This is a genomic window from Frankia sp. CpI1-P, assembly GCF_001421075.1.
In the GTDB taxonomy this organism is placed as follows: domain Bacteria; phylum Actinomycetota; class Actinomycetes; order Frankiales; family Frankiaceae; genus Frankia; species Frankia torreyi.
Genome location: NZ_LJJX01000027.1, coordinates 51,835 through 76,465, shown reverse-complemented (window position 1 = coordinate 76,465; position 24,631 = coordinate 51,835). Strand labels below are relative to the sequence as shown.

The 24,631-nt window shown below is 73.3% G+C and carries 23 protein-coding genes and 21 pseudogenes; 28 read left to right on the top strand and 16 right to left on the bottom strand.

All coding sequences use genetic code 11. From position 1 onward, the window contains the following. On the bottom strand, window positions 1-495 hold a 495-nt coding region (locus tag FF86_RS51745), incomplete at its 3' end, for a DUF5926 family protein (RefSeq protein WP_242419013.1). A 395-nt stretch (window positions 496-890) separates the two neighbouring features. Between FF86_RS51745 and FF86_RS51740 the strand changes: the two are divergent. The 5 genes and pseudogenes from FF86_RS51740 to purQ all read left to right on the top strand — a co-directional run. Further along, window positions 891-1,051, top strand: a pseudogene (locus FF86_RS51740) (NAD(P)-binding protein); the annotation flags it as partial. A 1-nt stretch (window position 1,052) separates the two neighbouring features. After that, window positions 1,053-1,850: NAD(P)/FAD-dependent oxidoreductase (locus tag FF86_RS18400; protein WP_242419012.1), on the top strand; the 798-nt coding region annotated here is incomplete at its 5' end. A gap of 82 nt (window positions 1,851-1,932) precedes the next feature. Further along, a pseudogene (locus tag FF86_RS51735) lies at window positions 1,933-2,095 on the top strand (ATP-binding protein); the annotation flags it as partial. Window position 2,096: 1 nt separating this feature from the next. Next, window positions 2,097-2,429, top strand: a pseudogene (locus FF86_RS51730) (ATP-binding protein); the annotation flags it as partial. A 165-nt stretch (window positions 2,430-2,594) separates the two neighbouring features. After that, on the top strand, window positions 2,595-3,317 hold the full coding sequence (gene purQ, locus FF86_RS18390) for a phosphoribosylformylglycinamidine synthase subunit PurQ (protein WP_044886083.1): 723 nt from the start codon (window positions 2,595-2,597) through the stop codon (window positions 3,315-3,317). Between the two features lie 12 nt (window positions 3,318-3,329). On the opposite strand, the gene FF86_RS18385 is transcribed toward purQ, so the two are convergent. Then, window positions 3,330-4,442 (bottom strand): ATP-binding cassette domain-containing protein, encoded by a 1,113-nt coding sequence (locus tag FF86_RS18385; protein WP_063870437.1) that lies wholly within the window; start codon window positions 4,440-4,442, stop codon window positions 3,330-3,332. Window positions 4,443-4,529: 87 nt separating this feature from the next. Between FF86_RS18385 and FF86_RS18380 the strand changes: the two are divergent. The 4 genes and pseudogenes from FF86_RS18380 to FF86_RS18375 form a co-directional block, all read left to right on the top strand. After that, window positions 4,530-5,034: pseudogene (locus tag FF86_RS18380) on the top strand (ABC transporter permease); the annotation flags it as partial. A 1-nt stretch (window position 5,035) separates the two neighbouring features. After that, window positions 5,036-5,306, top strand: a pseudogene (locus tag FF86_RS51725) (hypothetical protein); the annotation flags it as partial. Beyond that, a pseudogene (locus FF86_RS51720) lies at window positions 5,303-5,518 on the top strand (ABC transporter permease); the annotation flags it as partial. The pseudogenes FF86_RS51725 and FF86_RS51720, both read left to right, overlap by 4 nt. Before the next feature lies 1 nt (window position 5,519). After that, the coding region (locus FF86_RS18375; protein WP_242419011.1) for an ABC transporter permease at window positions 5,520-5,992 on the top strand (473 nt) is incomplete at its 5' end. A gap of 63 nt (window positions 5,993-6,055) precedes the next feature. Here FF86_RS18375 and FF86_RS18370 read toward each other — a convergent pair. The 7 genes and pseudogenes from FF86_RS18370 to FF86_RS62700 form a co-directional block, all read right to left on the bottom strand. Further along, a complete protein-coding gene (locus tag FF86_RS18370) occupies window positions 6,056-6,463 on the bottom strand; it encodes a type II toxin-antitoxin system VapC family toxin (protein ID WP_082121984.1) in 408 nt (135 codons plus the stop codon). After that, window positions 6,460-6,617, bottom strand: a pseudogene (locus FF86_RS66935) (antitoxin); the annotation flags it as partial. The pseudogene FF86_RS66935 and the gene FF86_RS18370, both read right to left, overlap by 4 nt. A 1-nt stretch (window position 6,618) precedes the next feature. Continuing rightward, window positions 6,619-6,690, bottom strand: a 72-nt coding sequence (locus FF86_RS66930) for a FitA-like ribbon-helix-helix domain-containing protein (RefSeq protein ID WP_396229937.1), incomplete at its 3' end; no start/stop codon positions are given. Between the two features lie 63 nt (window positions 6,691-6,753). Continuing rightward, window positions 6,754-6,891, bottom strand: a pseudogene (locus FF86_RS66925) (type II toxin-antitoxin system prevent-host-death family antitoxin); the annotation flags it as partial. Between the two features lie 112 nt (window positions 6,892-7,003). After that, window positions 7,004-7,654: pseudogene (locus FF86_RS51715) on the bottom strand (DUF4037 domain-containing protein); the annotation flags it as partial. A 1-nt stretch (window position 7,655) separates the two neighbouring features. Further along, window positions 7,656-7,723 (bottom strand): hypothetical protein (locus tag FF86_RS62705; protein WP_255355839.1); only part of this gene is annotated, 68 nt, incomplete at its 3' end. Between the two features lie 436 nt (window positions 7,724-8,159). Then, entirely contained in the window at window positions 8,160-8,288 is a 129-nt protein-coding gene (locus FF86_RS62700; protein WP_255354218.1) for a hypothetical protein, read from the bottom strand. Window positions 8,289-8,745: 457 nt separating this feature from the next. On the opposite strand from FF86_RS62700, the pseudogene FF86_RS51710 reads away from it, so the two are divergent. The 4 genes and pseudogenes from FF86_RS51710 to FF86_RS51695 form a co-directional block, all read left to right on the top strand. Then, window positions 8,746-9,375 (top strand): annotated as a pseudogene (locus FF86_RS51710) (glycine betaine ABC transporter substrate-binding protein); the annotation flags it as partial. 1 nt (window position 9,376) lies between these two features. Beyond that, window positions 9,377-9,729: glycine betaine ABC transporter substrate-binding protein (locus FF86_RS51705; RefSeq protein WP_304438157.1), on the top strand; the 353-nt coding region annotated here is incomplete at its 5' end. A gap of 106 nt (window positions 9,730-9,835) precedes the next feature. Further along, window positions 9,836-11,295 (top strand): annotated as a pseudogene (gene purL / locus FF86_RS51700) (phosphoribosylformylglycinamidine synthase subunit PurL); the annotation flags it as partial. A 1-nt stretch (window position 11,296) separates the two neighbouring features. Next, on the top strand, window positions 11,297-12,148 hold an 852-nt coding region (locus tag FF86_RS51695), incomplete at its 5' end, for an AIR synthase-related protein (RefSeq protein WP_242419010.1). A 45-nt stretch (window positions 12,149-12,193) separates the two neighbouring features. Here the strand turns inward: FF86_RS51695 and FF86_RS51690 are convergent. Both FF86_RS51690 and FF86_RS51685 read right to left on the bottom strand, forming a co-directional pair. Next, window positions 12,194-12,584, bottom strand: a pseudogene (locus FF86_RS51690) (DUF3027 domain-containing protein); the annotation flags it as partial. Window position 12,585: 1 nt separating this feature from the next. Beyond that, on the bottom strand, window positions 12,586-13,252 hold a 667-nt coding region (locus FF86_RS51685), incomplete at its 3' end, for a DUF3027 domain-containing protein (protein ID WP_396229936.1). A 187-nt stretch (window positions 13,253-13,439) separates the two neighbouring features. Between FF86_RS51685 and FF86_RS51680 the strand changes: the two are divergent. The 10 genes and pseudogenes from FF86_RS51680 to FF86_RS18315 all read left to right on the top strand — a co-directional run. Then, window positions 13,440-13,686, top strand: a pseudogene (locus FF86_RS51680) (MFS transporter); the annotation flags it as partial. 1 nt (window position 13,687) lies between these two features. Next, window positions 13,688-15,110: MFS transporter (locus tag FF86_RS18340; RefSeq protein ID WP_242419008.1), on the top strand; the 1,423-nt coding region annotated here is incomplete at its 5' end. A gap of 155 nt (window positions 15,111-15,265) precedes the next feature. After that, window positions 15,266-15,715, top strand: coding sequence for a hypothetical protein (locus FF86_RS18335; protein WP_044886075.1), 450 nt, complete (start codon window positions 15,266-15,268; stop codon window positions 15,713-15,715). A gap of 325 nt (window positions 15,716-16,040) precedes the next feature. After that, a pseudogene (locus tag FF86_RS51675) lies at window positions 16,041-16,150 on the top strand (futalosine hydrolase); the annotation flags it as partial. Between the two features lies 1 nt (window position 16,151). Beyond that, window positions 16,152-17,021: futalosine hydrolase (gene mqnB, locus FF86_RS18330; RefSeq protein WP_242419007.1), on the top strand; the 870-nt coding region annotated here is incomplete at its 5' end. A 100-nt stretch (window positions 17,022-17,121) separates the two neighbouring features. Then, window positions 17,122-17,241 (top strand): annotated as a pseudogene (locus tag FF86_RS51670) (1,4-dihydroxy-6-naphthoate synthase); the annotation flags it as partial. Between the two features lies 1 nt (window position 17,242). Beyond that, window positions 17,243-17,392, top strand: a pseudogene (locus FF86_RS51665) (MqnA/MqnD/SBP family protein); the annotation flags it as partial. A 1-nt stretch (window position 17,393) separates the two neighbouring features. After that, on the top strand, window positions 17,394-17,970 hold a 577-nt coding region (locus FF86_RS18325), incomplete at its 5' end, for an MqnA/MqnD/SBP family protein (RefSeq protein WP_242419005.1). A 36-nt stretch (window positions 17,971-18,006) separates the two neighbouring features. Further along, window positions 18,007-18,480, top strand: a pseudogene (locus FF86_RS18320) (zinc finger domain-containing protein); the annotation flags it as partial. 16 nt (window positions 18,481-18,496) lie between these two features. Further along, on the top strand, window positions 18,497-18,847 hold the full coding sequence (locus tag FF86_RS18315) for a rhodanese-like domain-containing protein (protein ID WP_044886073.1): 351 nt from the start codon (window positions 18,497-18,499) through the stop codon (window positions 18,845-18,847). Between the two features lie 68 nt (window positions 18,848-18,915). Here FF86_RS18315 and purS read toward each other — a convergent pair whose 3' ends face one another. Beyond that, window positions 18,916-19,200 (bottom strand): phosphoribosylformylglycinamidine synthase subunit PurS, encoded by a 285-nt coding sequence (gene purS, locus FF86_RS18310; RefSeq protein ID WP_044886105.1) that lies wholly within the window; start codon window positions 19,198-19,200, stop codon window positions 18,916-18,918. 151 nt (window positions 19,201-19,351) lie between these two features. On the opposite strand from purS, the pseudogene FF86_RS18305 reads away from it, so the two are divergent. Beyond that, window positions 19,352-19,877 (top strand): annotated as a pseudogene (locus FF86_RS18305) (HAD family hydrolase); the annotation flags it as partial. A 122-nt stretch (window positions 19,878-19,999) separates the two neighbouring features. Here FF86_RS18305 and FF86_RS18300 read toward each other — a convergent pair. Then, on the bottom strand, window positions 20,000-20,311 hold the full coding sequence (locus FF86_RS18300) for a hypothetical protein (RefSeq protein ID WP_044886104.1): 312 nt from the start codon (window positions 20,309-20,311) through the stop codon (window positions 20,000-20,002). Between the two features lie 114 nt (window positions 20,312-20,425). Further along, window positions 20,426-20,653, bottom strand: a complete 228-nt coding sequence (locus tag FF86_RS18295; protein WP_044886071.1) for a hypothetical protein — start codon at window positions 20,651-20,653, stop codon at window positions 20,426-20,428. Window positions 20,654-20,890: 237 nt separating this feature from the next. On the opposite strand from FF86_RS18295, the gene FF86_RS18290 reads away from it, so the two are divergent. From FF86_RS18290 to FF86_RS51650, 4 genes and pseudogenes are all read left to right on the top strand, one after another. Next, window positions 20,891-21,286, top strand: coding sequence for a cold-shock protein (locus FF86_RS18290; protein WP_044886070.1), 396 nt, complete (start codon window positions 20,891-20,893; stop codon window positions 21,284-21,286). Between the two features lie 544 nt (window positions 21,287-21,830). Continuing rightward, window positions 21,831-22,401 (top strand): annotated as a pseudogene (locus FF86_RS51660) (serine/threonine-protein kinase); the annotation flags it as partial. A 1-nt stretch (window position 22,402) separates the two neighbouring features. After that, window positions 22,403-23,561 (top strand): annotated as a pseudogene (locus tag FF86_RS51655) (hypothetical protein); the annotation flags it as partial. Window positions 23,562-23,603: 42 nt separating this feature from the next. Further along, a complete protein-coding gene (locus FF86_RS51650) occupies window positions 23,604-23,978 on the top strand; it encodes a DUF4352 domain-containing protein (protein ID WP_255355838.1) in 375 nt (124 codons plus the stop codon). 16 nt (window positions 23,979-23,994) lie between these two features. Here the strand turns inward: FF86_RS51650 and FF86_RS62695 are convergent. Together FF86_RS62695 and FF86_RS62690 are read right to left on the bottom strand one after the other, a co-directional pair. Further along, window positions 23,995-24,499, bottom strand: a pseudogene (locus tag FF86_RS62695) (TetR/AcrR family transcriptional regulator); the annotation flags it as partial. Window position 24,500: 1 nt separating this feature from the next. After that, a partial coding sequence (locus tag FF86_RS62690) for a TetR family transcriptional regulator (protein WP_255355837.1) occupies window positions 24,501-24,582 on the bottom strand: 82 nt, incomplete at its 3' end. Between the last annotated feature and the right edge of the window lie 49 nt (window positions 24,583-24,631).

Here is a 24,631-nt window from a genome sequence, read left to right as displayed (position 1 = left end):
CGGCTCGGCGTCGAGGGCGGCGAGCAGCGCCCCGGCGATGTCCCGGGACGCGTCCAGCCCGGGCAGCGCGGTCTGCATGGCGACGAGGATCTCCCCGTCCTCCCGGACCAGCGCCGGCGCCGCCTGCGGCAGCATCGTGCAGAGCGTGATGCGCCGGTCGGCGTGCTCGGGATGCTTGGCGAGATGGTCGGCCGCGAGGATCACCGGGGCGGTCGCGCTCGGCACCAGCTCCCGCAACGCGACCAGGTCGGGCTCGTCCCGGCGGCCGAGGAAGGGCCGCAGCACCGGCGCCGGCCGGCTCCGCTCGCCATGGCACGCCTTGTAGCGACGCCCGGAGCCGCAGGGGCAGGGCTCCCGCGGCCCGACGACGCCGATCGCGCCGATCGGGCCGTCGGGTCCCGGCTCGGCTGAACGGCGGCGGGCGGCGGTCGAACCGGCCGCGACGCGGGAGGGGCGGGTGCCCGGACGCTGGGGTGCGGGTCGACGTGCGATCACGGGCTCCTAAGGTCATGACCGTCACGCACGGTCGTGGACATGGACTGGGTACGGCTGGATTCGGGGTAAGGCTAGGCCATGGGCGGCGCTGGACGGGAACGCCGGGCGCTGCGGCGGCACCCCGCCCGCGCATTCCGGGAGAACCCCCGCCTGTCCTGGGTGTTGTCCCGTCAAGCCGGCACCGGCCGTACCCGGGCGTCGGAGATGACAGGCACGATGATGGTGCCTGACTGCCGGGTCGATCCCGGCGGGTGCGCGGAGATGATCACTGTGCTTGGCTCGCCTGCGGCCGCCCGGCCGGGCCCGCGATCCCACGAAAGCGACGGCCCAGGACGGAGAAATGGGGGTTTACCCGCGAGCCGGCCGGCATCGATGTCGAGACAATGGGGGGGTTGGTGACAAAGGTCGTCGTCGCCGGCGGAGGAATTACGGGAATCGCCTGTGCCAGTGTGCTGCAAGCCCGGGGAATCACGGTGGAGGTCCGGGACCGGGGCCGGGTGATCGGCGGCCGGATGGCCTCTCGGTGGATTGACGGGCGGATCGTGGACTCCGGCGCNTCCTACTTCACCGTCACCTCACCCGAGTTCGCCGAGGTCGTGGATGACTGGACGGCCCGGGGAACAGCGCGCCCGTGGACCCGGCGGATGTCGGTGATCAGCGGGCCGAACGCGACGCTGACCGCGGCCGAACCGGGGCCGCTGCGCTACGCCGCGCCTCGCGGGCTGCGGTCGCTGGTCGCGGACCTCGCGTCCCGCGCCGGAATCAGCGTGGCGCAGTCCGCCCCGATCGCCCGGATCACCCCGGGCCCGATCGTCGACGGTGAGCCGGTGGACGCGGTGGTGCTGGCCATGCCCGACCCGCAGGCGCTGCGCCACCTCGACGAGGCCTTCACCGAGGAGCGCGCGCTGGTCGCCGACCGGTCCTGGTCACCCGCGCTGGCGCTGCTCGCGGGCTGGTCGCACCGCTGCTGGACGCCGGTGGACGGCGCCTTCGTCCACGACGACGACACGATCGAGTGGATCGCCGACGACGGTCGCCGCCGCGGCGACAACGCGCCCGTTCTGGTGGCGCACTCGACGGCCCGGTTCGCCCGACCGCACCTGACCGAGCCGGCCGCGGCCGGACCCGCGCTCATCGAGTCGCTGCGGCGGCTGCTCGCCATCCCGGAGCAGCCCCGGTGGGTGTATGTGCAGCGGTGGACGTTCGCCCGGCCGGAGCGCCCGCACGAGCAACCGTTCCACCTGTCCGACAATGGAATCGGTCTTGCGGGCGATGGATGGGGCCGACCGAAGATCGAGAATGCCTGGCTCTCGGGCACCGGGTTGGGCCGGGCGATCGCCGAGCGACTCCGATGATCCGCAACGGTGTGACGCACTTCCGAAAATGTTCGTCTAGCAGGCTCGATTGACGTTGCCCGAGGGGGGTACACCTGCCGACATGGAGATCAAACTAAGCCTGTCGTTGCCCCGCGATGAGATCTCCATACCCGTGGTCAGACGAATCTGCACACAGTCTCTGAAGGTTCTCGGGGTATCCCAGGAATGCATTGACGATGTTGAGCTTGCGTTGACGGAGGCATGTGCGAATGTTCTTCTTCATGNCCAGGCTGAGGACGAGTACGAGGTATCGGTCGGCGTCGACAACGAGGTGGCCGTCATCGAGGTGAGCGACCGCGGCGGCGGCCTGGACGCCACCTTCGAGAGCGTGTTCGATCCGGAGCGGGCGACGCGCCCGACCCCGGACGGCACGGCGCCGGAGAACGTCCCGGAGCAGGGGCGGGGGATCTTCCTGATGCGGGCGCTCATGGACCGTGTCCAGTTCCACCGGGTCGAGGGCCCGCATCGGGGTACCCGCGTGCACCTGGAGAAGGCGCTGGTCTGGGAGGAGAGCGCCCCGGGTGCGCAGTTGAGCCGGGCGCGCAGGACGACCGGACCNTGGGGCACCGCCCGCCCGCCGAAGGCCGCCGACGAGCCCGTCTGACCCCGGTCCGCCCACGACCACACCCGGACTCCGAGGCCGATCGACCGCCCTTCCTTCGCGAGGGGAGCGGTTACGCTGACGGGAGCGGACGGGCGAGCGGAAGCTGGGTGGGTGCCGGGATGGATGCGGTGGGGACCGACACGACCAGGACGACGGCCAGGACGACGGCCAGGATCGGGGTCGTCACCTTCCCGGGGTCGCTCGACGACCGGGACGCGGCCCTCGCCGTGCGGGCCGCCGGCGCCGAGCCGGTCGCCCTCTGGCACGGCGACGACGACCTCGCCGGGGTCGACGCCGTCATCCTGCCCGGCGGCTTCTCCTACGGGGACTACCTGCGTGCCGGTGCGATCGCCCGGTTCTCTCCGATGGTCGCGGCCCTCGTCGCCGCGGCCGCCGACGGCCTGCCCACGCTGGGCATCTGCAACGGCTTCCAGGTGCTGTGCGAGGCCGGCCTGCTGCCGGGCGCGCTGACCCGCAACGCCGGGCTGCACTTCGTCTGCCGCGACCAGCGGCTGCGGGTCGAGACCGCGGCCACGGCGTGGACGCGCGACTACCAGGCCGGCGAGGAAATCACCATCCCCGTCAAGCATGGCGACGGCCGCTTCGTGGCGAGCCCCGGGGTGCTCGCCGAGCTGGCCGCGCAGGACCGGATCGTCCTGCGCTACGTCGGCGGCAACCCCAACGGCTCGGCCGACGACATCGCCGGGGTCTGCAACGCCGAACGCACGGTCATGGGCCTCATGCCCCACCCGGAACACGCCGTCGACGAGCTGACCGGCTCGGGCCTGGACGGGCTGCGCATGTTCACCTCGGTGCTGACCGGCCTGCTCGCCCGCGCCTGACCAGCCCGCCGGTCACACCTGCCCGCAACCGGGGGCGGCCGGCGCCGACCGCACCGACCCGGCCGGCCCAGCGGGCTCCTCGGGCTCGGTGTCGGACTCGGTGTCGGGCTCGTCGTCCCGCGCCACCGACCGGCGCAGCGCCGCATGCAGGGCCGCCGGCGTGAGCACGCCTGCCAGCTCGCCGTGGGCGTGGACGTCGAGCACGCCGCTGTCCTGCGCGAGCAGCGCGGACAGCGCCTCCCGCAAGGACGCCCCCACCTCGATGCTCACCCGCTGCCCGGCACCGCCAGCCGGCCCGGCACCGCCAGCCGGCCCGGCGCCCGCGGCCTCGACCTGGCCGGGTCGGGGCGCTTCGAGATCCTCCCGGCGCAGCGTGGTCACGGACAGCCGCCGCAGCGCCCGGTCGGAACCGGTGAAGCCGGCGACGAAGTCGGTGGCCGGGCGGCCGAGGATGCGGGCCGGTGGGTCGATCTGCTCCAGCTGGCCGCCCTGGCGGAACACCGCGATCCGGTCACCGAGCCGGATCGCCTCGTCCAGGTCGTGAGTGACGAACACCACGGTCTTGCGAATCTCCCGCTGCAACCGCAGGAACTCCGCCTGCAGCCGGTCCCGCGCGATCGGGTCGATCGCGGAGAAGGGCTCGTCCAGGAGCAGCACCGGCGGATCGGCGGCCAGCGCCCTCGCGACGCCGACCCGCTGCTGCTGCCCGCCGGACAGCTCGTGCGGGTAGCGCTTCCCCACCGTCGCCGGGTCAAGGCCGACGAGGTCGAGCATCGCGTCCACCCGGGCGCGGATGCGGGCGCGGTCCCAGCCCAGCAGCCGCGGCACGGTGCCGACGTTCGCGCGCACCGTCAGGTGCGGGAACAGACCGATCTGCTGGATGACGTAGCCGATGCGTCGACGCAGCCGAACCGGGTCGGTGCGGGCCACGTCCTCGCCGGCCACCAGGATGCGCCCGGACGTCGGCTCCACCAGCCGGTTGATCATCTTCATCGTCGTGGTCTTGCCGCAGCCGGACGGGCCCACCAGGCACAGCAGCTCGCCGGCCGGCACGTCGAAGGACAGGTCCGCGACCGCGACCGTGCCGTCCGGGTAGCGCTTGCCCACCCCGCGCAACGAGATCATCGGGTCCGCCGAGGTCGTCGGTTCCACCGAGGTCGTCGGGTCCACGGTCATGGGCGTCGCGTCCTCCGTACCGGTTACGGTGCTTCGGTGGCCATCGTCGCGTCCGGGAGCTGTCTCGAACGAAACGCCTGGATCTGCGGAGATTACGTCGAGACCCGCTCGGACGAGCTGCAGGCGGCACTGCGCGAGCACGTCAGCCTCACGCTGAGCGCGGTCGCGATCGGCCTGGTGATCGCGGTGCCGCTGGTCCTGCTCGCCCGGCGCTGGCGGTTCGCCGTCGCCTGGATCAGCGGGCTGGCGAACATCCTGTACACGGTGCCGTCGCTGGCGTTCTTCGCGCTGCTGCTGCCCGTCACCGGCCTGTCCACGACCACGGTGCGGATCGGGCTGGTGGCGTACACGCTGGTCATCCTCTTCCGCGGGCTGCTAGCCGGGCTCGACTCCGTGCCGGCGGACGTGCGCGATGCCGCCCGGGGCATGGGCTACGGCCCGTTGCGGCTGCTGGTCACCGTGGAGATCCCGCTCGCGCTGCCCGCGATCATGGCCGCGATCCGGGTCGCGACGGTCTCGACGATCGCGCTGGTCACCGTCGNCGCGACGATCGGCCACGGCGGCCTGGGCGATCTCATCTACGACGGCCTGACCAGCTCGTTCAAGTCGGAGGTGCTGACCGCCTCGGTGCTGTGCGTGGCGCTCGCCATCGTCGCCGACCTGCTGCTCGTCGCCCTGCAGTGGCTGCTGACACCCTGGCGTCGCGGCCGCCGGACCCGCGCGGGCCGGGCGGTCGGCCCGCCGTCCGCCGGCTCTCCCGCCGCGAGCCCGCCGGCCGCGAGCCCACTGCCTCCGCAAGGAACCGCCGCATGAGCACCCTGAGCAGCGCGTTCGACTGGCTCACCACCGGCGCGAGCTGGCGCGGCGACGAGGGCATCGCCCACCGCCTCGGCGAGCACCTGCTGCTCACCGGCGCCTCGGTGGGCATCGCGTGCGCGGTCGCGCTGCCGGTCGGGATCGGTCTGGGGCACCTCGGCCGGGGCGGCACCCTGGCCATCAACGTCTCCAACATCGGACGGGCGGTGNCGACGTTCGCCGTCCTCGTGCTCCTGGCGATCGGCCCGCTCGGCATCGGCGACACGACCACCGTCGTCGCGCTCACCCTCTTCGCGATCGCCCCGCTGGTCACCAACAGCTACGTGGGGATGCAGGAGGTCGACGCGGGGGCGAAGGAGGCCGCCCGGGGCATGGGCATGTCCGGCGGCCAGCTCCTGCGCCGGGTGGAGCTCCCGCTGGCCCTACCGATGATCATGCTCGGCCTGCGACTGGCCGCGGTGCAGGTGGTGGCGACGGCGACCATCGCGGCGCTGATCGGCGGCGGCGGGCTCGGCCGGTTCGTCGTCGACGGCCTGGCCAACAACCGCCGCCCCGAGGTGGTCGGCGGCGCGATCCTCGTGGCCGCACTCGCGCTCCTCGTCGACGGCCTGCTGCTCGTCCTGTCCCGCGCGGTGTCGACCGCCCGAGCCCCCCGAGCCCCCAGAGCCCCCAGAGCCCGCTGATTGGAGCTGACAGGGCGCCTCCGCGCAGAAACGTTCAGACGCTCCGGTAGGCGCTTTCGCGATTCACGCAAAAACCTCGACGGGACACCTGGCGGCACCGCTGCGTTCAATGCGCGCGTCACTGGTGATCAATGGCAGTCCCAGGGTCTCGGCGAGGGCGACGTACTGGGCGTCGTAGGCGCTGAGGTTGTGGTGCAGGTCGCGGACGCGCGCCCACAGGATCAGCGTCTCGTGCCGCACCAGCGGCAGGAGTTGGTAATCGCCGATCGCCTTCTCCGCATCCCGATCGGTAAGCTTCCGGCCGCGGACCATCCCGAACAATGCCGAGATCACCTCGTAGTCGAGCAGTCCGGGCGCGGCGAGCGACGAGAGGCCGGCGAGCCGGCGACGCACCGCCTGCCCGGTCGCGCCGTGATCGGCCAGCGTCCGGATCAGCGCCGAGCAGTCGATCACGGCCTCCGGACCACTCACCCCCGTTCCCGGCCCTCGTCGATCGCGGCAAGGATGTCCGAGGTGGCGAGATCGACGTGCGTTTCACGGTCGAGACGAGCCGCCATGTCCGCCAGGCTCGGCGTACGGGCATCCCTGGTGACCAGGTCGAGCAGGTAGGCCTGCAGGCTGCGGCNCGTCTGCGCGGCCTTGAGCTTCAGCGCTTCAAGAGTCGGATCCGAGACGTCGCGGATCGTGATCGCGGCCATGCCTGCATTTTACCTGCAATGCCAGCAGTCTGCTTGCGAGTGAGGTGGTCTCCGTAGTGGTACCACGATCACCACCGGCTCGTGGCCGGCACGGGTGATAATGATCTCCTCCCGGTCATCCGTCATTGCCGAGAGAACTTCCGCATACCGCGCCCGAACCTCGACCTCAGCCTTGGCCTTGGCCTTGGCCTTGGCGATCATGGTGTTCCGCGGAACCGCGCCCCCCGCACCCCGCGCGGATCCCGTCTCGCGGCTCAGCCTGGCTCCGGGCATGCCCGCTGGCACAGCCGCNCACGGACCCGGCCCAGCTCGTCTATGGCTGGAGGCCGAGAAGCGAGGCGTAGTCGCGGCGGCGGTCCAGTGCGGTGAGGATGTCGACGTTGTCGCAAGCCTGGTCGATGGCGCCGAAAAGGTGGCCGACGGTTCCGTCGGGTTGGTGTCCGAGTCGGGCGAGGAGGGCTCGTATCAGCGGGTCGGTGATCGCGTCGGTCAGGGCGCGGGTGAGGCGTTCGGCGGCGAGGACCTGGATGTCCCGGGTGTGGAAGCGGCGCGGCGTCGGGTCGACGGGTTCCGCCAGGCCGAGACCGTTCGTGGCGGCGGCGAGGCGGCCGGCCGCGGCGCACAGGGCCGCCTCGCGGTCCCGCCATCCTGTCGCGCCGAGCGCCCGGCGTAGGTGTGGACCGGCCTGGTCGGCGAGAGCGAGGCGGGCGAACGCGGTCGTCAGCCACTTGTTGTACGGGGCCCAGCGGCGTTCGGTGAGGAATCCGATCCGGACGAGGTCGCGGGCCACCCTGGCGGTGAGTATCCGGAAACCAAGATCGTCGCCGCGCCCGCCCGTCCGGCCGATGAACGGCTCTTCCTGGCTGACGCGGAGCCAGCCGGCAGCGAGGACGTAGCGCCAGATGTCGTCGGGATACCAGTTCAGTGCCCGGCGTCGGGCGGTGAGCAGGCCGAACGGGTCATGNAGGACGACACCGTCGACGAGGCTGGCGAGGATCTGGGTGGGGGCCAGCAGCCAGTCCGTCAGCTCCATCCCCTCGGCGGGGTCGGCTCCGAGACGGCTGACGAAGAACGCCGACACGGTGGTCACCTCGACCTGATGATGTGGCCGGGCATCGTGGCGGTCGGTGTCGGAATACGCGACGGGGAGACCGTCGAAATACTCCGGCAGGTTCTTCAGGGCGGCGTCGATCGGAGCAGTGTCGACGCCCGGAGCGACGAACAACTGGAGGCGAGGACCGAAATCGTGATCGGTGGAGACCTCGTCGTCGAAGCCGAGCACCTCGGAGCCCTCGCCGAGCAGCGCGGCCGCGTGGGGCACGCCCGCCACCATCGGACCGACCACCTGATCGTAGAACCGTCGAGAAAGCTCGCGGCCGGACACGGCCCCGATCGTAAGGGATGAGTAGCGAGCCGGCTGATACCAACCGGGGGCGCGTGCCGAAAGTGAAAACCCCGAGGTTACGGCCTCAGGCCCACGGGAACAGTTCGGGCAGGTCCGGCCTGTGTAGCCGGCCGTAGATCCAGGCAAGCTCGTCGTGGGCGTCGAGAGCATCGGCGGTGGGGTGCGACGCACCCGCAGGCAGGCGTCCGTCCACCGTCGTCCGGAGTGCCGGAAGTCGATCGGCAACAAACTCGTCCGATCCATTCCCATCACCGACGGTCACGTTAGTTAGCATGATAGTTAGCATGACCGGCGACAAGGTAAGTCTGGCTCGAGGGCAGCGAGCGCATGCCGGACGCATGATCAAAATCGGGGCGAGCCCGGAGGGCTCGAATCAGCTGCGTGACCGTTTGTCTACCTTGGCGCTGTTACTTGTGCCTTTTTCGATTGCGGNACCGCCCTGGCGCGGAGGAGCGTGTCCCGGACGTCCGGAAGTTGTCGGACCCGAGTGCGATGGTGTGGGACAGCCGGGGGCCGCCGTGGCACGCGCCCGACGATCAGGGAGAACGAGCCGAAGATGAACGGTGGGGTCCTCGAACGTGACTGACGCAACAGCACCAACCGCTCCGCGGCGCCGGGACGCTCCGCGGGACTGGCTGCATCACCGTGCCATGGCGGTCCGCCGGCCCGCCGGGCGCCCACGCCGCGTGTTCGCGGGTCTGGCCGTGCTGCTCGCCGTCGCCCTGACAGCCGCGGCCTGCGGCTCCGACTCGGACGGTGGCAGCAGCAGCGGCGCCGCCGGGGCCAGCGTGTCGGCCTCGGCCGGGGGCTCGCTCACGGTCGCCGACGCCGGGTTCACCGAAAGCAAGATCCTCGCGGAGATGTACGCGGCGGTCCTGGAAAAGGCCGGCTACAAGGTCGACCGGACCTCGGTGCAGCAGACCGAGCTCGCGCAGTCGTCGCTGGAGAAGGGCACGGTCGACGCGATGCCGCAGTACGTCGCGACCTACGCCGACCTGCTCAATTCCAAGGTCCATGGCCCGGACGCGGCCTCGGTCTCCTCGCCGGACCTGCAGAAGTCGCTGGCCGCGCTGCGCCCGCTCGCCACCGGCCTCGGCCTGACGGTGCTCGACCCGGCCGACGCGGTCGACCAGAACGCCTTCGCCGTCAGCAAGTCCTTCGCCGCCCAGCACAACCTCAGGACGCTGTCCGACCTGGGCGCCAGCGGTCAGACGGTGAAGATCGCCGCAGGCCCCGAGTGCGAGACCCGGCCGTTCTGCCAGCCCGGCCTGGAGAAGACCNACGGCATCAAGATCAGCCAGATCGTCAAGACCGGCGTCGACACCCCGCAGACGAAGGCCGCGGTCAAGGACGGCACGGCCCAGCTCGGCCTGGTCCTCACCACCGACGCGACCGTCACCGACTACGACCTCGTGGTGCTCACGGACGACAAGAAGCTCCAGAACGCGGACAACCTCGTGCCGATCGTCAACACGAAGTCGCTGACGCCGCAGATCTCGGCGGCGCTGAACAAGCTGGCACCGGTGCTCACCACCGCCGACCTGGCCGACCTGAACAAGAAGGTCGACGCGCAGCGGGAGAAGCCCGCCGATGTCGCCAAGGAGTACCTCAAGGGCAAGGGTCTGCTCAGCTAGCCACGACGCGGGCTCGGCATGGCAGTGGCCCATGCCACGCCGGGCCCGCGGGGCCGGTGTCCGGGCACGGGGGCCGCGAGCTGGCCCGATCCGCGAGGATGGGGGGGTGACCGGCAACCCGACCGCCCCGGCGGCCACCTCCGAGACCACAGGCAGCGCGACGTCCGGTGCCACGGACACCGCCGAGCAGCCGTACCGCGAGCTGGGACTCACCGACGACGAGTACGTACGGATCGTGGCGACCCTCGGCCGCCGCCCCAGCGACGCCGAGCTGGCGATGTACTCGGTGATGTGGAGCGAACACTGCTCCTACAAGTCCTCCAAGGTGCATCTGCGGCAGTTCCGGGACACCCCGTCCACCGACCGGCTGCTCGTCGGCATGGGGGAGAACGCCGGCGTCGTCGACGTCGGCGAGGGCCTGGCCGTCACCTTCAAGATCGAGTCACACAACCATCCCAGCTTCGTGGAGCCCTACCAGGGGGCGGCGACCGGCGTCGGGGGCATCGTCCGCGACATCCTGACCATGGGGGCCCGGCCGATCGCGGTCCTCGACCCCCTGCGCTTCGGCGACGCCGACGCGCCCGACACGGCACGGACGCTGCCCGGGGTGGTCGCCGGCATCGGTGGCTACGGCAACTGCCTCGGCCTGCCCAACATCGGCGGCGAGGTCGTGTTCGACCCGACCTACGCCGGCAACCCGCTGGTCAACGCGCTCTGCGTCGGGGTGATGCCGGTCGGCCGGGTGCAGACCTCGGCGGCCACCGGGGTCGGCAACGCCGTGGTCCTGCTGGGAGCGAAGACCGGCCGGGACGGGATCGGCGGCGTGTCCGTGCTGGCGTCGGCGACCTTCGACGCGGGCGGCGGCCCGGCCCGGCGGCCGTCCGTGCAGGTCGGCGACCCGTTCACGGAGAAGATCCTGATCGAGTCCTGCCTGGAGCTGTTCGACCGCGGGCTCGTCACCGGCATCCAGGACCTCGGCGGCGCCGGGCTGACCTGCGCGCTGACGGAGACGACGGCGGCGGGGCTCGCCACCGGCCAGCCCGGCGGCATGGACGTCGATCTGGACCTGGTGCCCCTGCGCGAGCCGTCGATGGCGGCGCACGAGGTGCTGGCCAGCGAGTCCCAGGAGCGGATGCTCGCGATCGTCACCCCCGAGGCGCTGCCCGAGGTCCTCGCCCTCGCCGAACGCTGGGGGGTGCTGGCGACCAGGATCGGCACGGTCACCGACACCGGGCGGCTGATCGTGCGCTGGCACGGCGAGGTCGTCGTCGACGTGCCACCCGGCTCGCTCGCCGACGACGGCCCCGTCTACGAGCGCCCCCTGCGCCGCCCCGCCGACCTCGACCGGGTCCGGGCGGACGGTCCGACGGCGGCCCGGCTCGCCCGGCCGACCACGCCGGCGCAGCTCCGGGAGACCCTGCTGCGGATGATCGCCTCCCCCAACCTGTGCTCCCGGGCCTGGGTGACCGACCAGTACGACCGGTACGTGCAGGCCGCCACGGTTCTCGCCCAGCCGGAGGACGCCGGCGTGCTGCGGCTGTCCGAGTCGACCGGGCTCGGCATCGCNCTGGCCACCGACGGCAACGGGCGCTACGCCCGGCTCGACCCGTTCACCGGCGCGCAGCTCGCCCTCGCCGAGGCATGCCGCAACGTCAGCGCCGCCGGGTCGGTGCCGATCGCCGTGACGAACTGCCTGAACTTCGGCTCCCCGGAGGATCCCGAGGTGATGTGGCAGTTCGCGCAGGCGTGCGCGGGCCTCGCCGAGGGCTGCCGGCAACTGGGCCTGCCGGTCACCGGCGGCAACGTGTCGTTCTACAACCAGACGGGCTCCGCCCCGATCCACCCGACCCCGGTGATCGGAGTACTGGGCCTGTTCGACGACGTCGCCCGGCGCACCCCGATCGGCTTCACCGACGAGGGCGACGCGCTGATCCTGCTCGGCGAGACCGCCGACGAGTTCGGCGGCTCCGAGTGGGCCTGGGTGACGCACCGACACCTCGGCGGAGCGCCGCCGGCGGTCGACCTCGCCCGGGAGAAGCTGCTCGGGGAGGTCCTCGTCGCCGGTTCCCGCGACGGCATGCTCACCGCCGCCCACGACCTGTCCGAGGGGGGACTCGCGCAGGCCCTCGTCGAGTCGTGCCTGCGCGGCGGGCACGGCGCGCGGATCGTGCTGGGCGCCGGAGCCGACCCGTTCGTCGAGCTGTTCAGCGAGTCGGCCGGGCGCGCCGTCGTCGCCGTGCCGCGCTCGGAGGAGCTGCGCTTCACGGACATGTGCACGGTCCGCGGCCTGCCCTGGCGGCGTATCGGCGTGGTCGACGGCGACGCGCTCGACGTGCAGGACGTGTTGCGCGTCGGCCTCGACGAGCTGCGTGACGCCCACGAGGGCACCCTGCCCGCCCTGTTCGGCCGCACCGCCTAGGGTCCGGCCGCACCGCCCAGGGCCGGAACGGAACCGGGCCTGCGGTCAGGAGTGGCCGTAGGGTTCGGGGCCGGCGGCGTCCGCGGCCTGCTCCCCCGGCTCGGCATCCGCCACCGAGCCGGGGCTGTGGGCGGCGACGCTGATCAGCTCGACGTCCGTCGGCTCCAGGTCGGAGGGGTCCTCGTCGAAGACGATCGGTTCCGGGTGCGCAGACGGCGCCACCAGCGCCTCGGAGTGCGCCCCGCAGCCGTGATCGATGGCGGTGACCCGGCCGTCGTCGGGGGCCAGCTCGTTGGCGCAGGCGCCGAACATACGGCCGAGCGCGCCCGCGAGGCGGACGTGGAAACCGCAGGTCAGGCACGAGGCCGGGGCGACCTTGGCGATCGAGGCGTCCGGCCCGGCGTCACCGGCGTACCAGCGCTCGACGGCCTCCTCCNGACCGGTGACGGACAGCACCCGGGACCGGCCCAGGCCGAGCTCGAAGTAGTCGTCGACGTCGATGAGCTCCTCGACGTCCTCCACGCGCAGCGCGAGCCGGGGATCGTCGATCGCCGTGGGCAGCAGGTCGCCGACCCCGACATCGCCCGGCCGCAGCCGCTGCGACCACGGCACCCACGCCGGGGCGAGCAGCGCGCCCTCGCCCGGCATCAGCACCACGTCGTCGACCGTGACCTTGCGTACCCGCGAGGCGCGGGTGACGACGACCGTCCAGGCCCAGCCCGGGTAGGCGGGCGAGGTGCAGGCGAAGCGGTGCAGGACGATCCGGTCGCCCTCGGCCTCGATGCCAAGGTGCTCGCCGACCTCGCCCTCGCCGCCCGCCTGCTCGACCGCGGCCGCGCGGGCCAGGTCCACGGCGGCCGCGCACACCGCGTCCACCGCCGGCTCCCGCGACGCGCGGACCGCCCGGGGCCGCGCGGCCGGCACCGCCGGGTCGGCGACCGCCTCGGTGGCGAGGCTCACGTCGGGCGGCGGCGCCGCGGTGGTGGCGGACGACGCCCGGGGGCGAGTCCGCGGGGTCGGCGCGTCAAGGTCCGTCGCCGGAGCCGTTGTCACCGTTGTCACGTCTGGGACCTCCGCGCTGCCCTGGGCCGTTGCACCCGCCATGATTTCCGCGCCGGCCGTCTGCGCAGCGTCCGGCACCGAATCCGCACCGAGGGTAGCGGATGGATCCGGCGGCTCGGTCGTGGCGGAACGGACCTCGGGAGCATCCACGCAACGTATTCTCACCCACGGACACTCNCACCGCCCGACGTGGTCGTAGGAGCGCAGGCCAGGGACGAGGACACTTGGCATGGTGAACCTGGGCAGCACGGTCTCGAACAACCTGCGAAGGCTGCGATCGAGCGTGCGCGGGGACGGTGCCGACCGGACCGGACTGTCCGCCCTCACCGAACTGTCCTTCGTCAACGCCGCGGGCGACGCGCTGGTCACGGTCGCACTGGCCGGGTCGCTGTTCTTCTCGGTGCCCTCGGGGGAGGCCCGATCGAAGGTCGCCCTCTACCTGCTCATCACCATGGTGCCATTCGCCCTGCTGGCACNGGTCATCGGGCCGCTGCTCGACCGGGTCGCCTACGGCCGGCGCACGGCGCTCGCCGCCATCTGCCTGGGCCGAGGCCTGCTGGCCTGGCAACTTGCCGGGGCGCTGCACGGGCTGGCCGTCTATCCGCTCGCCCTCGGCCTGCTCGTGCTCTCCCGCGGCTTCGGCGTGGCGCGCAGCGCGGTCATCCCCCGGGTCGCCCCGGCCGAGCTCACCCTCGTCAAGGTCAACTCACGGATCTCGCTGGTCAACATCGTCGCCGGCGCCATCGTGGCGCCGGTCGGGCTGGGCATCGCGCACATCCCGTTCGTCGGCTATCCGTGGGTGCTGCGGCTCTGCGCGATCGTCTACATGGCCGGCGTCCTGCTGGCCTTCAACCTCCCCAGGCACGTCGACTCGGCGGCCGGCGAGCTGCCGCTGCGCGCCCCGGTCGCGCCCGACGGCCGGCGCGGGCTCGGGGCGCGGCTGCGGGCGTTCCTCGGCGCGCTGCCGGTGGCCCTGCGCGCCACCGCGGTCCTGCGCGGCCTCGTCGGCTTTCTCACCTTCTATCTCGCCTTCCTGCTGCGGACCAACGGCGGCAACAACCTGTGGCTGGGCGGCCTGGCCGTGGCCGCGGGCGTCGGCAGCGGGCTCGGCGTGTTCATCGGCGGCCGACTCGGCCGACGACGCCCGGAGGGCATCCTCATGCTCGCCCTGGTCCTGGCGGCCGGCGGTTGTCTCGGCGCCGCCATCACCTACACCAGGTTCACCTCGCTCGTCGCGGCGCTGCTGGCCACCATGGCCGGCTCGATGGGCAAGCTGGCGCTCGACGCCGTCGTCCAGCGCGACATCCCGGAGGCGACACGCAACTCCGCGTTCGCCCGCTCCGAGACCGCGCTCCAGCTCACCTGGGTCGCCGGTGGCGCCCTCGGGCTCATCGAGATGCCCGGGACAGTCGGCTTCGCGGTGGCCGCCGCGGTCGTCTGCGCGACGCTGTTCGTCCAGGCCGGCGCGCTGCGCCGCTCGCGCCTGGCGGCCCGCGACCGGCTGCGGGGCGCCGATCTCCCGCCGCCGGGCGGCGCGGTCCCGGCGGGTGCACCCGCCGGCGCCGTCCCAACTCCCGCCGGCCAGCCCCGCGTGGGGCCGCCCGGGCCGGCGTACCCCGCCGGCGCCGCGGCGTATCCCCCGGGCGCCCAGCCGCAGGCCCCACTCCCGGACCCGACGGCATACCCAGGGCCGACGACATACCCGGAGTACCCGGACCCGACGGCATACCCAGGGCCGACGGCATACCCAGGCCCGACGGCAACGGTGTCCACACCGGCGCCGCCCGTCGACCCCTGGCGGGAGGCGCCGCCGGCGCCCATCCCGCCCACGCTGGAGGACCCCACCCGGCCGGACGCGCCGCGGCAGCGCCGAGGCCTGGGGCGTCGGCGGCGCGCCTGACCTCGCCGGCCTGACCAACGACACCGACCCGACCAACGGCAGGGCCCAGCCGAATCTGCCGGCGGGACGTGACACCGCTCACGACGTCGGCCCCACGCCACTCGCGGACGCCTCGGCTCGGGACGCCGCGACGGCGGCGGCGATAGCCTCCGAGCGTGCGTACGTCAACGCGGTCCCGTCGCCGGCCGTTCCCACGGCTCGCCGCGATCACCGCCGCCATCGTCGCGGTCGGTCTCGGGGTCGCCGGCTGCGACCGTCCGACACCGCTGGTGACGATGGAGTCCGGCGGCGACTTCGTGAAGACGAACGCGGCGCAGTACCTGCGGGACGGTGCCCTCATCCAGCAGACGGTCTCCCCGCCCCACCTGGACGCCCGCCCCGGGGGCAGCCTCAACATCGACGTCCCGACCTCGGTGGCCGATCGCGGCTACTTCCTCTCGGTCAACAACCAGCGGATCACCGAGACGATCAGCGACACCCACTACCGCTACCTGCTCCCGAACGTGCAGGGGACGGTGAACCTCGTGGTCTTCGCCGCGCCCACCGACCCGAAGTCGACCACGGCATCGGGGAGCTGGCCGTTCGTGGTCTCGATCAAGCCCTGACCCGCATCCCGCCGCGCCGCCCGCCCGAGACGCTCGCCCGCGGCGGCCCGACCGGCGACCGCCCGGGCCGGATCGGGGGACGTACCGTCCGGGTACCCCCGTTGCCACCGCTCGGCCCCTCGGCATGCGCGCAGCGTGCCCCTGGTCGCCATCAGGACCACGCAGCGTCGACCGTGGTGCTAAGGTCCGGCAACAAGTCCGATTTGCACCACATCGAAAATCCCGTGCCGTTACATCGCCGTCCGGCCCGGTGCCATTCNAGTAGATCAACCAACAGCGCATGACGGCAGACGAGGACATTCCAGATCATGATCCGGACCTGGTCGTGAGCCGCACCCTGATCGTCACCGCGGTGACAGCCGAGGCAGACGCGGTGTGCGCAGGGCTGATGGGTAGCTGGTCGCGTGGCCGGACGAGGTTGCCGGCCGGCCCGGGNAACCTGGTGTCCCCGGACTGGGACCGCCAGTTGCTCACCACGTCGACGTTGGGCCCCTACGTCGGGCGCCGGCGTGGCCCGATCACTGTCCTCGCCGCAGGCACCGGCGGTCCGGCCGCCGCCGCCGGCACCGCGACGGCCCTGGCGGTCGCGAGCGCCGCCGGGCAGCCGTTCGATCTCGTGGTGACCATGGGCGTCGCGGGCGGGTTCCGCGGCTGGGCGGAGGTCGGCGACATCGTCGTCGCCGAGCGGATGGTCGCCGCGGACCTCGGCGCCGAGTCCGGTCTCGACGAGGAGCCCCCGTCGGCACCGGCCGGCCGGATCAGCGAGATGGACCGCAACCTCGGCTTCCACGCGGCCGGCGCACCGACCCGTCGGGGCCCCGACGGACGCGGCCCGACCGGCAGCGGGACGTTTCTCACCCTGGACGACCTGGGACTCGGCTCGTCCACCGTGCGCCCCGAGCCGGAGCTGGTGTCGCGGCTGCACACCGTGCTCGACGCCACCGGTCGACGGATCGTCACGGGTACCGTGGTCAGCGTGTCGACCGTGACAGGCACGGAACGCCGGGCCAGCGCCCTCACCGAGCGGCTGGACCCGGTGGCCGAGGCGATGGAGGGCTACGCCGTAGCCCTGGCCGCGAGATCCTTCGGCGTCCCCGCCGCGGAGATCCGCGCTGTGAGCAACCCGGTCGGCCGTCGGGACCGCGCCGGCTGGAACCTGCCGGCCGCGCTCGCCAGTCTGCGCACGGCCGCGGCGGCGCTGGTCGCGCACCCCGAGGGCCTGGTCGCCGCCGAGGCGCTGCCCGCCGCCGGCGGGACGGCCGCGGCGGGCTCCGGTCCCCAGCACGGCAGCAACGGCGCGCGCTGACCGGCCCGGACAACGCGCCTACAGGACACCGACGCGACCTTCAGGACGGGGCGGCGGACACGAGCGAGCGGCGGGACACCGACGAGCGGGAGGACACCGGATGAGCGAGCGCCCGACGGGCACGGCGGCGCGAGACACCCAGTCGCTGTCCCTGGCCATCTCCCCGTGTCCCAACGACACGTTCGCCTTCCACGCCCTGGCCCACGGGCTGGTGCCGGACNCACCCGCGATGACGGTGACGTTCGCCGACATCGACGTGCTGAACTCCCGCGCGGCCGAACGGCGTGACGATCTGGTCAAGGTGTCCTACGGGGCCCTGCCGTGGTTGCTGGCCGACTACCAGTTGCTGACCTCCGGCGGGGCGCTGGGCCNCGGCTGCGGCCCGCTGGTGCTCACCGCCGGCCGCACCGACCTGCGCGGAGCCCGGGTTGCCATCCCCGGCACCCGCACCACCGCCTACCTGCTGTTCCGGCTGTGGGCCGCCGATCGTGGCGTGGCGAGCATCGACGTGGTGCCGTTCGAGAAGATCATGCCGGCGGTGCAGGAGGGCCGGTACGACGCGGGGCTGGTCATCCACGAGTCGCGGTTCACCTACCCGTCGTACGGGCTGACGGCGCTCGCCGACCTCGGCGACTGGTGGGAGGAGCAGACCTCACTGCCGATCCCGCTCGGCGCGATCCTCGCCCGCCGCGAGCTGGACGGCGCCGCGCTGTCCGCCGCGGTGCGCGCCAGCGTCGCCGCCGGCTTCGCCGACCCGTCCGCGAGCGCCGACTACGTCCTCGCCCATTCGCAGGAGATGGCGCCGGACGTCGTCGACGCGCACATCAAGCTGTACGTCAACGAGTTCAGCCTCGATCTCGGCGACGAGGGGTTCGCCGCCATCGAGACGCTGCTCGCCCGTGCCGCCGACGCGGACCTCGTGCCGAGGCTCAGCCAGCCGTTGCGCTGAGCCCCGGCATCGCTGGGCCCCGGGGCATCGCTGGGCCCCGGCATCGCCCGGCTCGGCGTCGACCCGCTCGGGGCGGCCTTCACCGTGGCCGCGCTCGAGAAGATCCTCGCCGCCGCCGGACGGGCCCAGCTCAAGGGGGTGCTCACCGATCAGGCTCGCCTCGCCGGCGTCGGCAACGCCTACTCCGACGAGGCGCTGTGGACGGCGGGGCTGTCGCCGTTCAAGCCGGCCGCGGGGCTGTCGGCGGCGCAGACCGCGAGCCTGCACGCCGCGCTCGTCGGTGTGCTCACCGCCGCCCGCGACAGCGCCGCCGGGCTCGCCGCCGGCGAGCTCAAGGCCGAGAAGAAGGCCAACCTGGCGGTGCACGGACGGGCCGGGTCGCCCTGCCCCCGCTGCGGCGACACCGTGCGGGAGGTCTCGTTTGCCGACCGGGCCCTGCAGTACTGCCCGACCTGTCAGACCGGCGGGCGGACGCTCGCCGATCGCCGGTTGTCCCGACTGCTGAAATAGGTGGCAGGATGGCAGGGTGAGTTCTGATCAGATCCCGGCCGTCAGCGTCGCCGACCTGCCTGCCGACCTGTCCGCGGACGGTGCCCCGCTGCTCGTGGATGTCCGGGAGCCCGACGAGTGGTCCGCCGGTCACATCGCCGACGCCCTGCACATCCCCATGGGTGAGCTCGTCACCCGGCTCGACGAGGTGCCCCGCGAGCAGGACGTGGTCGTCGTGTGCCGCTCCGGCGGACGCTCCGCCGCCGTCACGGGCTACCTCGCCCAGGGCGGCTGGCAGGTTCGCAACCTCACCGACGGCATGCTCGCCTGGCAGGCCCACGGCCGGCCGATGGTGAGCGAGAGCGGCGCCGCGCCCCGAGTCCTCTAGCCGTCCTCCAGCTGTCCTCCGGCCCCGGCGGCCCGCCAAGCCCGGTGCGGCGGCCGGGGCCGGCCGGCTCAGCCCGCGGTGCTCGGGCTGGGCTCGGCCGACGCGTCCTCGACCCGCACCACGTAGTCCTCGATGACCGGATTGGCCAGCAGCGTCGACGCGAGATGTTCGACCCGCGCCAGCACCGCGCCGTCCAGCGCCACCCCGTCCGCCAGCTCCAGCTCGAAACGCTTGCCCTGGCGGACGCCGACGATTCCGCTCACCCCGAGGCGAGGCAGCGCGCCCAGCACCGCCTGGCCCTGCGGGTCGAGGATCTCCGGCTTGAGCATCACATCCACCACAACCCTGGTCACACCCGCGGACACTACCGGCCCGGCGGCCCCGTCGGCGGCGATTGCGGGCCGATTGGGGGCCGTGCCGAAGAGTCGACCCGCCGCGGCCGCGGGGGTGGCCACCCAGGCGAAGCGTCCGGCCGGCCCGTCGGGTCCGGCCTAAGCTCGGTTGGTGCCGTCCTGGAATGCCTCAGCCCCGGTTGTCGGGTTCGACCTCGACCTGACCCTGTTGGACGCCCGTGCCGGCATCCGGGCCACCTTCGCCGCCCTGTCCGACGAGACCGGCGTGGCCGTCGACGCCGATCTGGTCGTCTCCCGGCTCGGACCGCCGCTGGAGAGCGAGCTCGCCCACTGGTTCCCCGCTGCGGACGTGTCCGCCATCGCCGCCCGCTACCGGGAGCTGTCCGCTGTGCACGCGGTCCCCGCGTCGGTCCCGATGCCGGACGCGCGCGCCGCGGTGGACGCGGTACGCCGGCTCGCCGGTCGCGTCGTCGTCGTCACCGCCAAGAGCACCCCGCTCGCCCGGGCGAGTCTGAAACGTATCGGCATCGCCGCCGACGCGGTCGAGGGCGCCCTGTTCGCCCGGACGAAGGGGGCCGCCCTGCTCACCCATCGGGTGGACGTCTTCGTCGGGGATCACGTCGGCGACATGATCGGCGCGCGGGAGGGCGGCGCGCTCGCGGTGGGCGTGGCCACGGNCCCCTGCTCGGCGGAGGAGCTGCGCACGGCCGGTGCGGACGTCGTCCTGGCCCGGCTCGGCGAGTTCCCACCCTGGCTGCTGGGCGAGGACACCCGGCGACGTTGACCGCCGCTCAGCCGCTCAGTCGATCGGGAGGTGCGGGTTGGTCCGGTAGAGGTCCGGATCGGCCTCCTCGGGGATCCGGGAGCGGACGGCGACGAGCACCCCGGCCAGCGCGACGGCGAACCCGATGGTCAGCCCGCCGCCGGCCACGGCGTTCAGCCACGTCGGCAGGTTCCTGACCCCGAAGAAGAACGGGATCACCGCGACCGCCGTGGCGAGCAGGCCGATCCCGAACAGCACGCACCCGGCCGCGACGAGCCGGTCCGCGCGGCCCGCCGCCGGCTCGTCCCGGGGTCCGACCTGCTCGGTCGGTGGCGACGTCAGCGGCACAGCCGCCAGCCTACGGGGCGCCGCCGGCGGGAGCCGCCCACGGCGGCGGCCACGGGAACCCGCGAGGGCTCCTCGGGGTGCCCGGCTCCGGGGCGGGCACCCCGCGGGCGGCGCTCAGACGACCGGCGCGCCCTCGCCCTGCTGGTGTGCGCCCCGCTCGACGTGCTCGCGGTAGTTCGCGGCTTCCTGGTCGGAAACCTCCAGACCCTCGGCCGCGCGGTTCGCCTCGGGATCGTCCGGGCCGCCGTCCGCGCCGAGCACGGCCTCGTCCCGAGCCCGGCTCCGCTCGGCCTCCTCGAAGTCCTCCGGGGTACGGAAGTCCTCGCGATCGGGATTCGCCATCGAAACGCCTCCTGCCATCGGGGGCCGGCCGTCCAGCTCGGACGGTCGGCCCAGGGTCAGGACCTGGCATGCCCGGGGTGCACCCCGGATAACACCGGGAAGGGGATCGTCACTGGTGAGGTCCGGCCGACAGCCGATCGCGACCGAAGACCCCGCGCGTGGTGCGGTCGGCGGATAGCCTGGGATTCCNTCAGCTTTCGTCGCGTTGTCCTGTCGTTACACAGAACGAGGTCGCCCGTGCCCACCGGCAAAGTCAAGTGGTTCGACGTTGACAAGGGCTTCGGCTTTCTCAGCCGTGACGACGGCGGCGACGTCTTCGTCCACAAGGCCGCGCTACCGGCAGGGGTGGAGCGGCTCAAGCCGGGCGATCGGGTGGAGTTCGGCGTCGCGGCCGGGCGGCGCGGGGACCAGGCGCTGTCGGTCCGGCTGCTGGCCGCGCCCCCGTCGGTGGCGAAGGCGGCCGCGCAGGCGGCCCGCCGCAGCCCCGACGAGCTGCACAGCATGGTCGAAGACATGATCAAGGTGTTGGACGACGTCCAGCGCGATCTGCGCCGCGGTCGCTACCCGGACCGCCGGATCGCGCAGCGGGTGGCCAAGGTCGTGCACGCCGTCGCCAATGAGCTGGAGGCGTAGGAGGCGGCGGGGCGTCAGTCCTCACGGCTCCGTCNGCGGCAGGAAGCTCACCCGGCGGCCGCAACCGGTGCACACCGCCACCTGGGCGCCGGGTTCGTCGTCGGAGGCGACGAGATGGGTCAACGGGACCGGCCCCGCGCACCAGGGGCACAGCAGCCACGGTCCGTCGACGCCGGGCGGGCCACCGGTATCCATTCGCCCACGATGCCTCATCCCGCCGCGGGCGCGGGCCACTATCGCCACATCCACTATCCGCAAACGCCCGGAGTCCGCAAACATCCACAATCGCAACACATTGTCGGCCAACCGACCCGAACGACCGCCCGGGAGCCCGCGCGTGCCGAAGACGGCCCGCGGTGCGGCAGACTGCGAACGGAGACGACGCGACCCAGAAACACCGGCGAACCCCGACCGCCGCGTGCCGCCGGACGGGAACGAGCTGGTAGCGGGTCGGGTCCGGGCCGTGCGTGGGATCGGGAGCTGAGAGGCATTCGCGTGACAAGCAGTGGGCAGCGGTCGTGATCACATCCGTAGGGTGCTGACCGTGGTCGACGACGCCGGGGGCCCGAACCCCCGCCGCACCGATCCGGGCGACCCGCTCAACCCCCACGAGCCGCGGTCCATCGGTCCCTACGCCCTCATCAGCCGCCTGGGCGTCGGCGGGATGGGCACGGTCTACCTGGCCCGCAACACCACCGGGCGGCGGGTCGCCGTCAAGGTGATCCGGCCCGACCTCGCGGCCGACGAGGAGTTCCGCCGCCGGTTCCGGGCCGAGGTGGAGGCCGCCCGGCGGGTCGCCCCCTTCTGTACCGCCGAGGTGCTCGACGCCGATCCGAACGCGCCGGCACCCTACCTGGTCACCGAGTTCATCGACGGCGTCCGGCTGGACGAGCAGGTCGAGTCCGGTCCGCTGGCCTCCTCGACCCTGACCGGCCTGGCTGTCGGGGTGGCGACCGCCCTGACCGCCATCCACAGCGCGGGGCTCGTGCACCGTGACCTCAAACCGAGCAACGTCATGCTCTCGCTGTCCGGTCCCCGGGTGATCGACTTCGGCATCGCCCAGGCGTTGGAGGGCGCGAAGGCCAAGCCGACGGCGTGGGGGTTCGGCTCGGCCGNCTGGATGGCGCCCGAGCAGGTGCACGGCCAGCCGATCGGACCCGAGGCGGACGTGTTCGCGTGGGGCATCCTCATCGCCTACGCCGGCACCGGCCGGCACCCCTTCGGCGACGGCTCGGATATCGACCTCGGCATGCGCATCGTGGGCTCCGCCCCGGATCTGCGTGGCCTGCGGGAGCCGCTGGTCGGGCTGGTCAGCGCCGCCCTGGCGAAGCATCCCGACGACCGGCCGAGCGCCCGGGAGCTGCTGCTGCGGCTCGTCGCGCAGCCGCCGGCCCGCGGTGGCCCCGCCATCGGGCCGGCGATAGGCCAGGTCGAGGAGCTGCTCAACCGCACCGGCGAGGTGCCCCGCCCGGCGCCGACGCGGGTGGGCCCGGTGACCTCGGCCCCCGCCCGCCGCCCGCCCCGGGACGGCGCCCCCGCGGTGAGGCCCGACGTGGCCGGCCCACCGGGCCGCGCGCCCGCCGCAGACCGGGCCCCGGGCGCCCACGGGCCCAGCCCGACGCCGGCGATGGGTGGCCCGCCGAACGGCGGCCGGCCGCGGGGCGCCCCCTACCCGGCGACCGCCGGCCCCCCCGGTGGTCGCGGGCCGGGAGCCGCGCCAGGCGCTCCACCGGACGGGCGCCAGCCGGGCGGGCGGCCGCGCGGGTCGGCGCCGGGCACGCCCGCGGCCCGGTGGGCCGGTCCTGGCGGTCAGCGAGCACCCGGTCAGGCCCCGGGACCCGGGCCGCAGCCGGCGCGGATGGCCGAGCCGAGCCGCACGCCGGAGCCGACCCGGACGCCCGGCCCGCCGCGAATGTCGGAAACGCCGCGAATGTCGGAACCACCCCGGTCCTCGGAGTCGGCACGGATGGCGGGGCCGGCCCGGATCGCGGGGCCGGCACGGATGTCGGAGCCGGCACGGATGTCGGAGCCGGCACGGATGTCGGAGCCGGCACGAGTGCCGGGTCCCACGCCGATGCCCGGCGCCGCAGACACCCCCTATCCGCCCTATCCGCAGTCCCGGCCCCGGCGCGGACCGGACCGCCGGCAGCTCGCACTGATCATCGGAATCGTCGTGGCGGCGCTGATCGCCATCGTGGTCGTGGTCAGCCTGCCGAGCCGCAACGGCGGCAGGACTGACTCTGGCCGGCCGCCTGGCTCCGCCGGGACGGTGGCGNGCGGTGCGTCGGTCACCCCGAGTCCCACCGCGGGGCTTGGCCTGCCGGCGACGGACGGCCGGCTGGAGTTCGTCGTGGCGGGCGTCGACTGCTCGAAGACCCGGCTAGGCGACGGGATCCTCGCACTGCGCGCGGACGGCAGGTTCTGCCTGGCCCGGGTGACGGTGCGCAACACCGGTGACACCTCCGCGGCGTTGGACAACACCACCGAGCTGCTCTGGGACGATCACGGCGACCGTCACGAGGCGAACTTCCTCGCCCGCTTCAAGCTGGACGAGAACCTGTGGGACTCCATCAACCCCGGCGAGACCAAGCGCGGCACCCTGGTCTTCGACGTCCCCCGCGATGCGCAGCCGCAGGAACTCGAGCTCCACGAGAGTTCGCAGAGCGCCGGGGCCCACATCCCGGTCCGCTGACGGCGGCCGGCCGCCGTCAGTCGACGCTCGGCGGCGTCTCCCCGGCGCCCGCCAGCGCCGCGTAGGCCGGCACCGGCACCGGCAGCTCGCCGTTGCGGGAATCCGGCCTGAAGCCGGCCAGGATGATCTCCAGGGAGCGCCGCCAGGACCCCGGCGCGACTCGCTCGGTGAGGTCCACGACCAGCCGTAGCGACCGCATCAGGACCAGCAGGTCCGCCAGCACCACGTCGCTGCGGACCGTGCCCGCCCGCTGGGCCGCGGCGAGCATCGCCGCCACCGACGGGACGACCTCGGCGATCATGCGCTCCGCGGTGCGCCCGCTCCACAGCCGCTGCGCCAGGAAGGCTCCATGGCAGGGGTCGGCCGCCAGCACCCGTACCACGAAGCAATGCAGCGCGCTTGCCGGTGGTTCCGTCGCGGCCACCTCCACGGCGAGTTCGCGGATGTCGTCGACGGTCGACCGCAGAATCGCCTCGATGAGCGCGTCCTTGTTCGGAAAACGTCGGTAGAGGGTGCCCATGNCGACTCCGGCGCGGCGGGCGATCTCCTCGACGCCGACGTCGTTTCCGCGCTCGACGAACAGCTCCCGGGCGGCGGTGAGGATGCGGGCACGGTTCAGTTCGGCGTCGCGGCGTAAGGGCCGGGATGNCACA

Coding starts and splice junctions, on each gene's coding strand:
- purQ (WP_044886083.1), top strand. CDS start 2,595: ATGGATGCGGTGGGGACCGACACGACCAGGACGACGGCCAGGACGACG.
- FF86_RS18385 (WP_063870437.1), bottom strand. CDS start 4,442: ATGATCTCGTTGCGCGGGGTGGGCAAGCGCTACCCGGACGGCACGGTC.
- FF86_RS18295 (WP_044886071.1), bottom strand. CDS start 20,653: ATGGCGAATCCCGATCGCGAGGACTTCCGTACCCCGGAGGACTTCGAG.